Consider the following 13,538-nt stretch of genomic DNA (forward strand, 5'->3'; position numbering starts at 1 on the left):
ATCCGGGTGCTGCGGGGTCCGTCCGTGCTCGGATGCGTCCGGGTTGGCTCGGGTGCGGTCGATGGCTTCGGCGAGGGGGACGCCGTATCGGGCCAGCCGCAGCGGCAGCCGCATCTGTTCCGGTGCGGTCCGGCGCCAGTTGCGGCCGTAGCGGGCGCGCAGTTGCTCGCGGTAGACGGCCCAGTCCTGCTCGAGGGCCACGGCGGTCTCGTAGCTGCGCAGCTCCCACAGCTTCATGCGCCGCCACAGGCCGAAGGTGGAGGGGAAGGCCAGCAGCCACCGGGCGAGGCGTACGCCTTCCATGTGCTTGTCGGCGGTGATGTCGGCGATGCGTCCGACCGCGTGGCGGGCGGCTTCCACGGCGACGATGAACAGCACGGGGATGACGGCGTGCATCCCGACGCCGAGTGCGTCCGGCCAGGCGGCCGCGGCGTTGAAGGCGACGGTGGCGCCGGTCAGCAGCCAGGCGGTCTGACGCAGCAGTGGGAAGGCGATGCGCAGCCAGGTCAGCAGCAAATCGAGCGCGAGCAGGACGACGATGCCGGCGTCGATGCCGATGGGGAAGTACGGGGCGAACTCGCCGAAGCCCTTCCGCTCAGCCAGATCCCGTACGGCGCTGTAGGAGCCGGTGAAGCCGATCGCGGCGATCACCAGCGCTCCGAGCACCACCACGGCGATCAGCAGCCAGCGCACCGTCGACGGGCCTGTGGCCGGCAGAGGCTGTGCCTCGTCCTGGTCCTCGACGACGGCTGGCAGCGGCTCCCTTGTTGGCGTCTCGGTTCGGGGTGCTGTGTCGGGGGGTGGCGTTGTGGTGAGGGGGCGGCCGTCGACGGCGACCAGGCCGACGCGGGTGGCCGGCTTGGTGCCGTTGCCGGACGTGAGCATGGGGTGCGGCACGGTCAACTCCAGGCAAGATCAGTGGGGTTCAAGGGCGGTCAGGTGGTGGTCTGGCGGTGCTGAGTGATGAGCAGAGCTAGCCAGCGGGCGTTGTTGGTCTGGCCCGCGTAGGAGCCGTTGGGAGCCCAGGCGTGCCACCACAGGGAGGGACGGCCGTAGAAGCGCTCGATGGTCAGCGCGACCGTGTAGCCCTTCAGGACTCCGGCCTCGACGGGCAGTTGCTGGACGGCGCCGGTCACGAGGTCCTGCCTGCGCGGGAGGGCTGGCAGGTGTGGGTGCGGGCAGCGCGGCGGGCGGCCTTCTGGTTGCGGTAGGTGCGGCGCCAACCGCAGTCGGGGCAGCGGGTCTTGGCGCTCATGCGATCCGCCTCCCTCGCAGCGGCAGCACCGCGGCATGGGCCTCGGCGGTCAGCTGCGGCGCGTACTCGGGCAGCTGGTCGAGCTGGTCGAGGGTGTCGATGAGGACGGACAGCGGCAGCGCCTGGCCGTCGAAGTGAGCTACGACGGCGGTGCGGGCAGCGGCCAGCAGCTCGGCGTGGTCGTGCCGCAGCGCGGCCAGCTGCCGGCGCAGGTACGCGGTACTGCTGGCGAGTTCGGTACGTGTCGGGGTCGACATGAGCGGAGGAACCTCCACAAGTAGGGCGCCACCGGGCCGCGATGAGCCAAGGCGACGGGCACGCGGCCCGGCGGCGTCAGGACGAGCGAGGGATGAAGGAGGCGGTCAGCGGTAGGAGGCGAGGCTGCGCATCACCAGCACGCAGCACGTGATCGCTACCGCGGAGACACCGACGGCGACGGCCACCACCGCGACGGACAGCAGCAGCGCGACCACCACGGCACCCACCACCAGCGCACCGGCAGTGCCGACACCGACAGCAGAGGCCTTGAACTGCCCTCGTGAGCTGGGCTGTTGACCTGAGTCGTGATGCGAGCAGCAGTGCGGCACCGCGGCGGTCGGCGGGGCAGAAGCGACCTGGTGCGCGGACGGAGGCTGAGCCGCTGGCGCGAGGGAGGCGAACTGCCGCCCCGAGGCGTCGGTCAGGACGTACGCCGGATTCGCGGCCTGCGTCTGCGGACTCTGGAGCTCGGTCATGCCGCCTCACTCCTCGACCGCAGTGCGCGGCGCTCCTGGGCGGTCAATCCGCCGAACACTCCGAACTGCTCGCCATTGGCCTGCGCGCGATCCAGGCATGCGGTCCGTACGGGGCAGGATTCGCAGATGCTCTTGGCGATCTCGATCGCTGCGGCGTGTTCAGAGAAGAACAGCTCGGTCTCGACCTCGGCGCACGCGGCGCCGGCTTCGACAGTGGGGTCGGCTCCCGGTACGGGCGGGCCGCCGGGGCGGCGGTGGTTGGGGTGTATGTGGGTCTGCTTGGCCTGGAGCAGGTGCGGGCGGGAGGAGCCCACCACGCGGATCGTCACGGGACGGAGGACCATCTCAGCGCACCCCCTCACGCTCGAGGAGCGGGCCGGGCGTCCACATGTGGCCGCAGCTCCCGCACACCTCACGCGCTGCAGTGCGGCACTGCGAGACGCAAGTCGGGCTCTGGCAACGCGGGCACCGGGCCGATGCACAGGCCGAGCGCTGGTCGTAGAACGGACGCGTCGACATCATGCTGCGTCACCGTCCCGACCACTCTTGGGCCCCGCAACGCAGGTGTAGACGCGCACGTTGCGGTCGCCGACCTTGACGTGCGTCTCGAAGAACCACCAGTCACTGCCCGAAGGCTGAACCAGGGCAACACCACCGGCTCCCCGCGCGATCCGCGCGACTGCCTGGCATCGCTGACCCGGTTCACCGGGAGCAGAGCAGATCTGTACGCCGATCGCGCCGTCAGTCGGAACCGTCACGTACAACTCGGGAAGGCCCGGAAAGCCTTCGAGAAGGTCCGCAACCAGCCGCAAGCCTGCGACTGTGCGGGAAGTGCCCAGCTCATCAGGCTGGGCATCGACCGCCACATCGGCGGTACGCTCGTTGAGCATCGTTGAACTCCTCTGGTAAGGACTCGCGATGTCGGGCCTCGGTGAGGTCGAGCCGGAGTTGCCGCTCCAGGTCGACCGCTCTCGCCGGGGCCTCTTCCTGTTCGCCCTCAGGCGGCGTCGGCCGTCGGCACCGTGCCCGCATCGAGCAGGTAGGCGTCGAGTGAAGGCCGGGGGATCCGCAGCGTGCCGCGGCCGGCACCCACACGAAGCGCATGCAGCCGGCCGGCCTCGATCTCGCGATAGACGGTGGCCACGTGCACGTCCAGGAAGTCAGCGACTTCCCTGACTCTCAGGGGGCGCTGATCGTGCTGGTGCGGCTGGCTGGGCTCGAGCAAGGGGAACCTCCTAGAAGGCGCTGCAAGCGCAGGGTGCGCTGCTTTCGCTTACTGTTGTAATGCAAGTAGTGCAACTAATGCAAGTACCTGTCTTGGTTTCACTGCCTGGACTGATGTGGCGTCGGTACGATGGCGAGATGCGACAGCTCCCCGAAGACGACCGCCCGAAGTTCGAGCGGCTGGCAGCTGTTCTTGAGAGCGACATCGCACGCGGTGATCTGAAGGCTGGGGAGCGCCTGCCGCCAGTTCGCGACCTACGAGCGACGTTCCCGGTGTCAGAGGGGACCGTCATCCATGCGCTGAGGCTGCTGCGCGAACGAGGCCTCATCTGGCGCGATTCGACTCGTGGACACTTTGTGCGTGAGCCCGTCGATGTCAGTGTCGAGTCGTCGGACGACCACAGCCCTGAGTACGACGCGATCATGCGTGAGATCCAGGAGATCCGCCGCGATATGAAGCGTCTGACACAGCGGCTGGATGGGATCGAGAAGGCGGGTCGCGAGTCACGTCCGTGAGAAGGCTCTCCGTCCTGTCCAGCAACTGTTGGGCTTCACGGCGCACCGCGCGCAGAGCTGCTGCCACCTCAGCCCGCTCGTTCGGGCGAAGTCGACTTGCCGCGTCTCGCTGTCGCATGGCCCCGTCATCCTCCCTGCCCACGGCACTTGAGCTGTCGTGAGTAAGAGCATGTGGCTTCACGCTGATGGGGACCCGGACACTCTGTCCGGGTCCCCATCAGCGGCTGCTTGAACTGCTGTTGCTACGTCACTTCACGGCTCTCTCCGCAGCGTTGAGAATCGCACCCCAAGGCAGGTCGCGGCCGGAAACGCCTTCGCGAGGCTCGTACAACGGCCAGACGTCGCTGCCCTGAATCATCAACACGCCTGCGCTTTCCAGAGCAGCCACGTGGCTCTTCCACGACGGGTGCCGCGCATGAGCCATGTTGATCCGTGGGAACACGACGACTGAGACGCCCTGCGTGCCGATCGCCTCATTGACCTGTGTGAGCGCCTGGTTGTCCGAGATCCCCACGGCCAGCTTGGCCACGGTGTTGGCGGAGGCCGGCGCGACCACGTAGCAGTCGACAGGGGGATGAGGACGTGCCTCGCCTGGCAGGCGTGGCTCATCACGTACAGGCAGAGCCGTGAGCTCCTCGAGCTGCCGCAACTCCCCACTCCTGCGGAGCCATTGGCCGGCAGTAGGAGTGAGGGTCACCGCAACCCGCCAACCGCGGTCGAGGGCTGGGACGACGAGCCCGGTGCGGAGTTCTTCCAACCCGCCGGCGCTTGTACCTACGACTCCCAGGACCGCTTGCCCCTTCGTGTTCACTGCACCGCCCTACACCGTTGGGCCATTGAGTAGAGCTCGGACGACCGAGCGCCACCCGTGACCGGTGATTGCTTCATCAGGTCCCTCAGCGTCTCTCGAACTCGAGGGTTGTTGCGTACGAGCTGAGGAGACGTCTGTTCCGCCCTACGTAGCTCGGCGAAGGCGTCGTCGGTCTGACCGGCGAGGCACAGTGCACGACTGTGGTCGATCCGGTGGGAGACACCGCGCTCTGCAGGCATGTGGTCGACGGCTATGTCGCCGTGCTCGATCACGTACGGGATATTCTCTAAATCGAGCTCGATCGAGAGACGGTGTAGTACTACGTTGGTCGGCCCGAACGATGTCTGCCAGAGGTTCTGATCCGAACCGAGGCGCTCCGCAAGGGCTTCCGCGCGGTTGAGCAGGTCGGAGGCGGTGCTCCGGTCCTGATGGCGGGCGGCGGCAACCGCCGCGCGCAGATGGATCATCCCGAGCAAGCTCAAGGCGGCAGGATCCTCGTTCTGCACCTGTGATGCGAGCCAGCGCGCCGCAGCGTTGCCCAACTCCAAGGCGTCGTCATAGCGACCGTTGGCGAGCAGGGCGTGAGTTCCAGAGCGTGCCGCCGAAACCAACGAGAGCGGGTCCTCAGACGCGTCCGCGGCCTGCATCGCGCGCTCGGCGGCGAGCCAAGACAAGTCAGACTCCCCGACTTTCGCGAGAGTCGTCGCGGCGAGGTGATGCGTGCGTGCTGAGACGGCCCACCCGTGGCGGTGCATCGACTGTGACCTGGCTGCATCTTCCAGCCCTTGAGCTGTTTGGAGCAGGCCGGGGAGGGCCGACACGACGTGCCCGAGACGGCCCGCCTGATAGTCGTCCCAGCTGCGTTCCACAACGGACGCAGCGTGCCGAGGCTCGGGGACCTGCGCGTCCGCCGTCGGACCGAACAGCAGCTTCGACAGGCGGCGGGGGCTCATCAGCGCGTCTCGGACAGCCGGGACATCGTCCAACTTCTTGTCGTCCTCCAGGAGCACGGACTGCCCCAGCAGATCGCCCAGCGGGACACGGAGCACCCGAGCAAGCTCCGACAGCTTGTCGATTCGAGGTGGTTTTCTGATTCCCCGCTCGATCTTCGCCAGCCAGTCGGTGCTGTGGCCAACGAGCCCAGCTAGCACTTCCTGGGTGTAGCCACGACGTACGCGGTAAAAAGCGATCCGTTGGCCAATGCTGAGGTGGTCACCAAGACCACGCATAGGGCGCCTCCCCTGGACGATTGGTCCGCTGACAACGGTAGCTGGGTCGAGAGTGGGGCCGCGGCGTCCATTCGAGCCGGACACTCTGTCCGGCCATGCATGCCCTAGGTGGGCCCACATACCGCATCCGCTGAAATTGGTGGCCCCGTCAAGGGTCGGCGGTGACGAACCTTCTCGCCGGCGGCTCACCCCTGCTCGCGCGGGGACCACTGGATCGGGACCTTCCCGGACGGCCCGAGCCCCGGCTCACCCCCGCTTGCGCGGGGACCACAAGGCGGAGGTGTGGCGCTGGCCCGTCTGTGACGGCTCACCCTCGCTCGCGCGAGGACCACGACCGTGCGGCTGTCCTTCGCGGTGTCCGGCTCACCCCCGCTCGCGCGGGGACCACACGGCCAACTCGGAGAAGTGGAACGTGCGGGACGGCTCACCCCCGCTCGCGCGGGGACCACACCGGAATCTGTCCGCAGGCGCCTCTTCCTACCGGCTCACCCCCGCTCGCGCGGGGACCACGACGGCCGGCAGGTCAGCGTCGCCGTCGCCTACGGCTCACCCCCGCTCGCGCGGGGACCACTACCCATGCCCGTACAACCGTTGTGCCTTCAACGGCTCACTCCCGCTCGCGCGGGGACCACCGAGGCACCATCAACCTGCGTCGCCTGCCGACCGGCTCACCCCCGCTCGCGCGGGGACCACGTCCTTCGCGGACTTCTCCGCCACGTCCGTCGCGGCTCACCCCCGCTCGCGCGGGGACCACGAAGGCGAGGGCACCGAATCCAGCGTTTGCAGCGGCTCACCCCCGCTCGCGCGGGGACCACCGGCTGGAAGCCGCGGAGGAGTTGTGGAACAGCGGCTCACCCCCGCTCGCGCGGGGACCACCGTACGGGGCCATCGTCCGCGGATCCCACTCAAAGGCTCACCCCCGCTCGCGCGGGGACCACCCTCGCCGACCAACCCGCGGCCAACGCCGCAGCGGCTCACCCCCGCTCGCGCGGGGACCACTTCCACACGTGGTAGCCGATGCCTGGAGCGAACGGCTCACCCCCGCTCGCGCGGGGACCACTTGCGCTACTGCACGGTCACCTCCACCCGTGGAGGCTCACCCCCGCTCGCGCGGGGACCACTTGCGCTACTGCACGGTCACCTCCACCCGTGGAGGCTCACCCCCGCTCGCGCGGGGACCACTAGACCGTGTTGATGATGAACGCGATCGGCTTCGGCTCACCCCCGCTCGCGCGGGGACCACCTCCGAGAGCTGATCCGTCGACACGGACGAGCCGGCTCACCCCCGCTCGCGCGGGGACCACGGCCACCGCGAGTGGCCAAAACCCGCGGCAACTGGCTCACCCCCGCTCGCGCGGGGACCGCACGCCAAAGCCCGCCGCATCCGCTACGAGTTCTACGGCTCACCCCCGCTCGCGCGGGGACCACGGCTGACCCATGCCGCCGAAGGCGCACGACCACGGCTCACCCCCGCTCGCGCGGGGACCACAGGATCCGCGCGACGTTGTCCGTACCGCGGTCCGGCTCACCCCCGCTCGCGCGGGGACCACAGGACAATGAAACGTGGAAGTTCCTGTCTCTCCGGCTCACCCCCGCTCGCGCGGGGACCACTGACGCAGCCACCGGAGAACGACCTCCAGCTGCGGCTCACCCCCGCTCGCGCGGGGACCACTTCGCGGTGACCGCCGCGTCCGGCTTCCCGTCCGGCTCACCCCCGCTCGCGCGGGGACCACGAGCTGGACGAACAGCGGGGGCCCCGTGGCTCCGGCTCACCCCCGCTCGCGCGGGGACCACCTGCACGTCCTGCCGTGGGTGGCCGGCCTCATCGGCTCACCCCCGCTCGCGCGGGGACCACTCGCCGCTGCCCACGCGGGCGCCAACTACCAGCGGCTCACCCCCGCTCGCGCGGGGACCACTCCATCGAGCTGGTGGCGGAAGCAGACCACGACGGCTCACCCCCGCTCGCGCGGGGACCACTTCCTGCCCGAGCGTCTGCCGCTTGATCTGCGCGGCTCACCCCCGCTCGCGCGGGGACCACGACAGCACACCCTTGTTGACGGCCTGCTTCGCCGGCTCACCCCCGCTCGCGCGGGGACCACTGTCCTGCCATCGAGAACAGGAAGGCTGACTACGGCTCACCCCCGCTCGCGCGGGGACCACCCGAACGGCATGAGGTAGCTCTCGAAGCGGATCGGCTCACCCCCGCTCGCGCGGGGACCACCGTACTCCGACGACGGTATCGACTCCGACCCGCGGCTCACCCCCGCTCGCGCGGGGACCACACTTCTCGACCTGCACAGTTAGGGGCGCTTTGCCATTCCGTGATGTCTGCCCACGTTGAGCTTCACGATCTTGGGCAATTGAAACTTCCGTTCCCGAGTTTTGCGCTCTTCTTCTGTGATATGAGTTTTCGCCTGATTGATCCGATTGTCAGAGGTGTGTGCTCTGCTAGTTGGGCACTGTAGCTAGGGGGCAGGAATGAGTATCCGTGGTGTCGATTCTCGACTGTGGGGCAAGCAGGCGGGCTTAGATCGCCCATATCCGCTGGTGTGTCACCTGTTGGACACCGGGGCGATAGCAGGGGCTTTGTGGGACGTGTGGTGGCACGGCGCCGCGGCTGCCAGAGCATCGACGGAGACGGGGTTGCCAGCACGGGAGTTACGGCAGCTCGTGTGCTTCTGGGCAGGTCTCCACGACATGGGGAAGATCAGCCCTCCGTTCCAGGTGAAGGTGCCGGAGTTGCACCGCCAACTGCTGGACGGCGGTGGGAGGTACGGCCCTGACGTGGTCTCGGATGAAGCCCGGCGCCTGCATCATAGTGAAGCTACTCACTGGATACTGCCCGAAATCCTTGCCGGGCTCGGCTACCCCGCGGGTGGCAGTGCCAGGAGGCACATCGGCCATCAAGTTGCGCAGATGCTCGGCGGTCACCACGGCAAGTTCTGGGAGTCGATGCGGCGAGAGGCGCTCGTATCCCCCCGCGGGCACTGTCCAGCACTCGGTGTTGAGACTGGATGGGTTGAGCAGTGCCGGGCACATGTTGATGTCCTGCAGCATCTGACGGGGGCCGGAGCTCTCACGTCCCCGCTTTCTCCAGCCCTCGCGGTCGTCATTTCCGGCGTTGTTGTCGTTGCTGACTGGCTGGCAAGCCAGGAGGAGTTCATAGCGGCTCGACTGCCTCAGACGCAGTGGTCTGGGGACGTGGACGAGCTCTGCGCGCACTGGAAGCAATCGGTGCACGATGCCCCGGACGTCGTCCGAGAGGCGGGCCTGGGCCGGGCGTTGGTGACTCCTGCCAGGGATTTCGTCGAGCGGTATGGCTTTGAGCCGAACGCGTTGCAGGCCTCTCTGGCGCGGGAGTTGCCGCACCTCGTGTCCCAAGGCAAGGGGACGGGCCTGCTGTTGGTGACAGCTCCGGCAGGTGATGGGAAGACCGAGGCAGCCTTAGAGGCAGCGGCTGTGCTGGCAGGTTTCTCCGGTGCGACGGGAATTGGCTTCTCGCTGCCCACGATGGCGACTGCCGATGCCATGTATAAGCGGGTCGAGGCCTTTGCCCGTCAGGCTTTGCAGGGCGACGCCGCGCTCACGCGGGTCCACAGCATGGCGTGGCTGGCGAAGTCCGCGGGTGGGGACGCGGCATCGCAGTCGTCTGAAGCTGGCAAGGTGCTTTCGGGGCAGACGGCCTCGGTTGAGGCCGCGCAGTGGCTCCACGGTGGGCGTCGCGGTCTGCTGGCGCCGCTGAGTGTCTTCACCATCGATCAAGGACTGTCAGCGGTTCTGCCCCTGCGCTACAACGCGCTCCGGATGTTGGCGCTCTCCGGGAAGGTCCTGGTCGTGGATGAGGCCCACGCCTACGGCCCTTGGATGCACGCCCTGTTGGTGAGGCTGCTGGAGTGGCTGGGCGCGCTCGGGGCTCCTGTGGTCATGCTGTCCGCCACCTTGACCGGACGTGTTGCGCGTTCGCTGATGGCGGCCTACGTGCGCGGCTCCGGCGCCGACGCGGGCGACGGCCCCGGAGCCGAGATGCCGCAGCTGCACTATCCGGGGTGGGTGTGGGTCGATGCCGGGGGAGAGGTCAGTCCTCCACGAGCGGTGCGCAGCGAACGTGAACACCTACTTCGATTCCAGGTCGAGCCGGTACGGCGGGACACGGAAGTCACGCATACACGACACAGGCTCTCAGTGATCAAACGACTGTTGGGGCCGGTCGTGGACGAAGGCGGCTGCGTGCTGATCTGCTGTACGACCGTCGCCGAGGCCCAGCGGACCTGGCACTTCATCGCCGAGTGGTTCGACGAGCTGGCCCCGCAGGACCGTGAGCTCCCAGAGCTGTTCCTGCTGCACTCGCGATTCCGTGCCGGAGACCGAGCGGTGCTTACGAAGCGCTGCGAAGGAACATTCGGTAAGCAGGGTCGTCGGCCGGTGACCGGAGCGGTCATGGTCGCCACACAGATCGTCGAGCAATCGCTCGACCTGGACTTCGACTTGGTGATCAGTGAGCTGGCCCCCGTGGCACAGCTTATTCAGAGAGCAGGACGCTGCCAGCGTCACCGGCTGCAACCCGACGTCCCCGATCCCCATCGAGATGTCCGGCCGGCCTGGCTGTCCCAGTCGTCGGTGCCGCCCACCGTCGAAGTCGTCGTGCTGGACCCTGTCGGTTCTGACGGTGTGTTCGACCGCCCCAGGGAATGGGGAGCGGTATACGACGAAGGGCTCCTGCTTCGCACGAGCGAGCTCCTCGCTGCCTTGGCGGTGCGGCCGCAGGAGGTACCAGCGGGTGTCCAAGGACTCGTGGATGCCGTGTACGCAGAGGACTTCACATCTGTCGCCGCGATGGACGAGACGGTGCAGAGGCGCTTGGCGTTGGCGGATGCCGAACGCTTGGCTGAGGAAGCTGCCGAAGAGCAACTGGCTGCGATGGTGCGCATTCCTTCCCCCGGCGACTTGGGGAAGGACCTGCATCCGCTGAGCGCCACCTCGGTGCCCGTCGACGAATCCCTGATCGCCACACGCCTCGGCGCTGATTCGGCGCGACTGGTCTGCGCTTACGAACAGCCCGACAAGGGCTGGACGCTTGATGAGGCAGGGGAGCTGCCGATCCCGGGGATAGCCGGCGGGACGGCGGATTCGCGATATCAGGCGCGGCTCGTCGCCGACTGTGTGATCCCGGTGCCGGGCAGCTGGGTGCGTGGGTGTGCCGAGTTGCTGCCCCAGCCACAAGCCTGGACGGACAACGCCGTACTCCGCTCGTGGGCGTTGATGCCGATGCGGCGTGGTTCCGACGGAAGTTGGCGCGGCCTCCTGAGACCTGGAGAGGTCTCGTACGGCACATGTGGCCTCGCTCCCTACGCCGAGTTCGGTGACGGCCGAGTCGGTGCCGCGTCTGCGGAAAGCGCCGAAGGAGCGCGTTCGTGAAACCCATCCGTGCGCATCGGCCTTGAACTCCCGTTCTGTACCGCAGTGGGAGGCGAGACCAATCGTGCTCCTGCGTCGCTCGCGGACGTCCCAGCTCTATCTGTCGCAGAGGAAGGCGGAAACATGGACCATCAGGGGCACTACCCCCTCACGAGCAAGCCCTGGATCGGCGTGAGGTGGCGGTCTGATCAGCACGGCCAACCTGCTGTCGGTCTTCGGGACTTGCTCGTCCACTCTCACCGGATCGCCGGGTTGACTGTCGGTCCAACACCCGCGCTGTCGGCTCTCTATCGCATTCTGTACGCCCTCACGGCACGGGTCACCGGGCTGGACGAAGCCAGGAAAGGCCGGGACGACTGGCTGGACCGGCGCAATGAAGTCCTTGATTCGGGCATCGAGGCTCAGCGTGTCGATGACTATCTGAGTTCTCATGCCGAGTCGTTCGACCTTTTCGGCTCCCGACCCTTCCTGCAGGATCCGCGACTCGCTCAGGAATGTCCGAAGACCGCCGGGGTGAACAAGCTGCTGTTCGGACGTTCCGCCGGCAACAACCACTCCTGGTTCGGCCATCACAGGGACGAAGCCCCCCATGCGCCGAAAGCCTCGGAAGCCGCACTGCATCTGCTGATGTGGCTGTACTACGGACCGTCAGGACGCTGCGGGACACGTATTGTCGAACAGACCAGCGCCGCGGACGTGTCCGCCGGACCTCTCCGTTCGAGCCTGTCTTTCCACCCCGAAGGCTCGTCACTTCTGCAGACCTTGCTGGCTGGCCTGGTACCTCCGGAGATCAGCGACAGGGCCGAGACCGACCTTTGCCCCTGGGAGCTCAACGAGCTGCCTGATCCCCTCTCCGCACCGGAGTCGGGCTCAGGCCCGTGTTCACGGCTCACCAGCGGCTGGCAGCATGCCGTGCTCCTGGTCCCGGATGCCGGCGGGGAGATGGTCACAGACGCTTACGTCACCTGGGCCCGCAGGAAGAAGCTGCCCCGAGCTGACGACGCCTATCTGATCTGGCAGACCAGCCAACAAGGCAACCTCTATCCCCGGCCTGCGGACTCCGGTCGTGCTCTTTGGCGGGACTTGGACGCGTTGCTCTTGACGAAGCCAACAGGGTCGACTCAACCCCACCGCCCGCCCGTTCTCGCCAGCACAGCGGAGCTGGAGGAAGTCCTCGACCAGCTCGCCGTCCGTGCTCTCGGCTTCGAGCAGGACGGAAAGACGAAGGACGTGCAGTACGTCTCCGCGACAACTCCTGCAGTACTCGGAGGCATTGAAGAACGAGAGCCGCACATCGCGCACAGCATCGGCGATCTCCGCAAAGCGGGTGAGAGCTACGGCGCGCGACTGACGTGGGCGACGAAGAAGGCATGGGCCGAGGTCACCGACACCAAGGCAGGTGACTGCGCTTGGGCAGACCAGGCGGCGGCTCTCTACTGGCCCGAGGCAGAGCGCTTCTTCTGGAGACGTCTGGAGGATCGCGACTTCGACGGAAGCTGGCGCGAATTCCGACAGCTGGCCGTGGACGTCTTCGAGCGAGTCACTCGAGCCGCCCCTCCCACATCGCGTGCCGTCCGAGCTGTGGAGAACGCCCGCTTGGAGATCTACGGCGGACGACAGCGCAAGAAGCGCCCTACGCCACAACCCTCCTGAACGCCTTACCGACATGAACGGAGCACCCATGACCGAGACACAAGCGCCGACCAGGGCTGCACCCGGAGCGGCACGCGAACCGTCCGACGCCTATAAGCGGGCCCAGAAGTTCGTCAGCCGAGTCCACGACTTGTGCGGCGATCCCGGTCGTCGTGCAGCGCTGCGCAGCGGCCTCGGCCGTCCTTTGGACCGCTGCTCCCGCATGCACGCGGTCATCGCAGGTTTTGTGCCGGAACGCCTCTCCGAGAGCAGCCAACGCGCGCACTACTCGGTTGCCGCGATGATCGCTTCCTTGCCGCCTGCCGCGCGACGCAGTGCCACCGCAGAGCCGGCGGAGCATGCTGACGCCCCGCAGCGCAATTTCGGGCGTTGTCTCGCGGACGCCGTCGAGAGCGGTCGCGTCCGTGAGAGCGCCGCGGAAGCCCGTCTGAGTCTCCTAACCCGGCAAAGCGTGAGCGGTTTGCATCGCCACGTTCCTTCCTCGGTACGCCTGCTCACGTCCAGGCCCGACGACGTCGACTTCGCCCAGCTGCTGGTCGACCTGACCTATTGGGACCGCTACCCCAGGCGCATCGGGCGGACGTGGCTGCAGAGCTACTACCGCTCGCGAATGCGCGCAGATCAGCAGGCGGCGGAGGAAGCAGACGCACAGCTGCACCAGGGCCACGCAGACGAAGACCACTGACACCCGACACCGTCCC

14 protein-coding genes and 1 CRISPR repeat array are annotated in these 13,538 nt (G+C 67.6%); of the genes, 4 read left to right on the forward strand and 10 right to left on the reverse strand.

Annotation, left to right across the window (positions count from 1 at the left end):
* The 8 genes from H5J26_RS03180 to H5J26_RS03210 all read right to left on the reverse strand — a co-directional run.
* Positions 1–684, reverse strand: a 684-nt coding sequence (locus H5J26_RS03180; protein WP_181764169.1) for a DUF2637 domain-containing protein, incomplete at its 3' end; no start/stop codon positions are given.
* A 251-nt stretch (positions 685–935) separates the two neighbouring features.
* A complete protein-coding gene (locus H5J26_RS03185) occupies positions 936–1,136 on the reverse strand; it encodes a hypothetical protein (protein ID WP_181764118.1) in 201 nt (66 codons plus the stop codon).
* A complete protein-coding gene (locus H5J26_RS31850) occupies positions 1,133–1,255 on the reverse strand; it encodes a hypothetical protein (RefSeq protein ID WP_268932973.1) in 123 nt (40 codons plus the stop codon). Before H5J26_RS31850 ends, H5J26_RS03185 begins: the two co-directional genes overlap by 4 nt.
* Positions 1,252–1,512: a hypothetical protein gene (locus H5J26_RS03190; RefSeq protein WP_181764119.1), complete on the reverse strand. Its 261-nt coding sequence runs from the start codon at positions 1,510–1,512 to the stop codon at positions 1,252–1,254. The genes H5J26_RS31850 and H5J26_RS03190 overlap by 4 nt, the downstream gene beginning before the upstream one ends.
* 105 nt (positions 1,513–1,617) lie before the next feature.
* Positions 1,618–1,989 (reverse strand): hypothetical protein, encoded by a 372-nt coding sequence (locus H5J26_RS03195; RefSeq protein WP_181764120.1) that lies wholly within the window; start codon positions 1,987–1,989, stop codon positions 1,618–1,620.
* On the reverse strand, positions 1,986–2,333 hold the full coding sequence (locus H5J26_RS03200; protein ID WP_181764121.1) for a WhiB family transcriptional regulator: 348 nt from the start codon (positions 2,331–2,333) through the stop codon (positions 1,986–1,988). The genes H5J26_RS03195 and H5J26_RS03200 overlap by 4 nt, the downstream gene beginning before the upstream one ends.
* A gap of 174 nt (positions 2,334–2,507) precedes the next feature.
* Positions 2,508–2,879, reverse strand: coding sequence for a hypothetical protein (locus H5J26_RS03205; protein ID WP_181764122.1), 372 nt, complete (start codon positions 2,877–2,879; stop codon positions 2,508–2,510).
* A 107-nt stretch (positions 2,880–2,986) separates the two neighbouring features.
* Positions 2,987–3,214 (reverse strand): helix-turn-helix domain-containing protein, encoded by a 228-nt coding sequence (locus H5J26_RS03210; RefSeq protein WP_181764123.1) that lies wholly within the window; start codon positions 3,212–3,214, stop codon positions 2,987–2,989.
* A 137-nt stretch (positions 3,215–3,351) separates the two neighbouring features.
* On the opposite strand from H5J26_RS03210, the gene H5J26_RS03215 reads away from it, so the two are divergent.
* Positions 3,352–3,729, forward strand: a complete 378-nt coding sequence (locus tag H5J26_RS03215; protein WP_181764124.1) for a GntR family transcriptional regulator — start codon at positions 3,352–3,354, stop codon at positions 3,727–3,729.
* Positions 3,730–3,976: 247 nt separating this feature from the next.
* Here the strand turns inward: H5J26_RS03215 and H5J26_RS03220 are convergent, their stop codons facing one another.
* A complete protein-coding gene (locus H5J26_RS03220) occupies positions 3,977–4,540 on the reverse strand; it encodes a flavoprotein (RefSeq protein ID WP_181764125.1) in 564 nt (187 codons plus the stop codon).
* Positions 4,537–5,691, reverse strand: a complete 1,155-nt coding sequence (locus H5J26_RS03225; protein ID WP_419183747.1) for a helix-turn-helix domain-containing protein — start codon at positions 5,689–5,691, stop codon at positions 4,537–4,539. Before H5J26_RS03225 ends, H5J26_RS03220 begins: the two co-directional genes overlap by 4 nt.
* A gap of 259 nt (positions 5,692–5,950) precedes the next feature.
* Positions 5,951–8,051: direct repeats of the CRISPR family, unit length 29 nt; unit sequence CGGCTCACCCCCGCTCGCGCGGGGACCAC.
* A 196-nt stretch (positions 8,052–8,247) separates the two neighbouring features.
* Between H5J26_RS03225 and cas3 the strand changes: the two genes are divergently transcribed.
* The 3 genes from cas3 to H5J26_RS03240 all read left to right on the forward strand — a co-directional run bounded on the left by cas3 (position 8,248) and on the right by H5J26_RS03240 (position 13,522).
* On the forward strand, positions 8,248–11,184 hold the full coding sequence (cas3, locus tag H5J26_RS03230) for a CRISPR-associated helicase Cas3' (RefSeq protein ID WP_181764127.1): 2,937 nt from the start codon (positions 8,248–8,250) through the stop codon (positions 11,182–11,184).
* Positions 11,185–11,307: 123 nt separating this feature from the next.
* Entirely contained in the window at positions 11,308–12,837 is a 1,530-nt protein-coding gene (gene casA / locus H5J26_RS03235) for a type I-E CRISPR-associated protein Cse1/CasA (RefSeq protein WP_181764128.1), read from the forward strand.
* Between the two features lie 28 nt (positions 12,838–12,865).
* Complete coding sequence (locus H5J26_RS03240) at positions 12,866–13,522, forward strand: type I-E CRISPR-associated protein Cse2/CasB (RefSeq protein WP_181764129.1); 657 nt, start codon at positions 12,866–12,868, stop codon at positions 13,520–13,522.
* Positions 13,523–13,538 lie beyond the last annotated feature (16 nt).

Origin of the sequence: Streptomyces albidus (ex Kaewkla and Franco 2022) (assembly GCF_013870515.1) — a bacterium.
Lineage (GTDB): Bacteria > Actinomycetota > Actinomycetes > Streptomycetales > Streptomycetaceae > Streptomyces > Streptomyces albidus.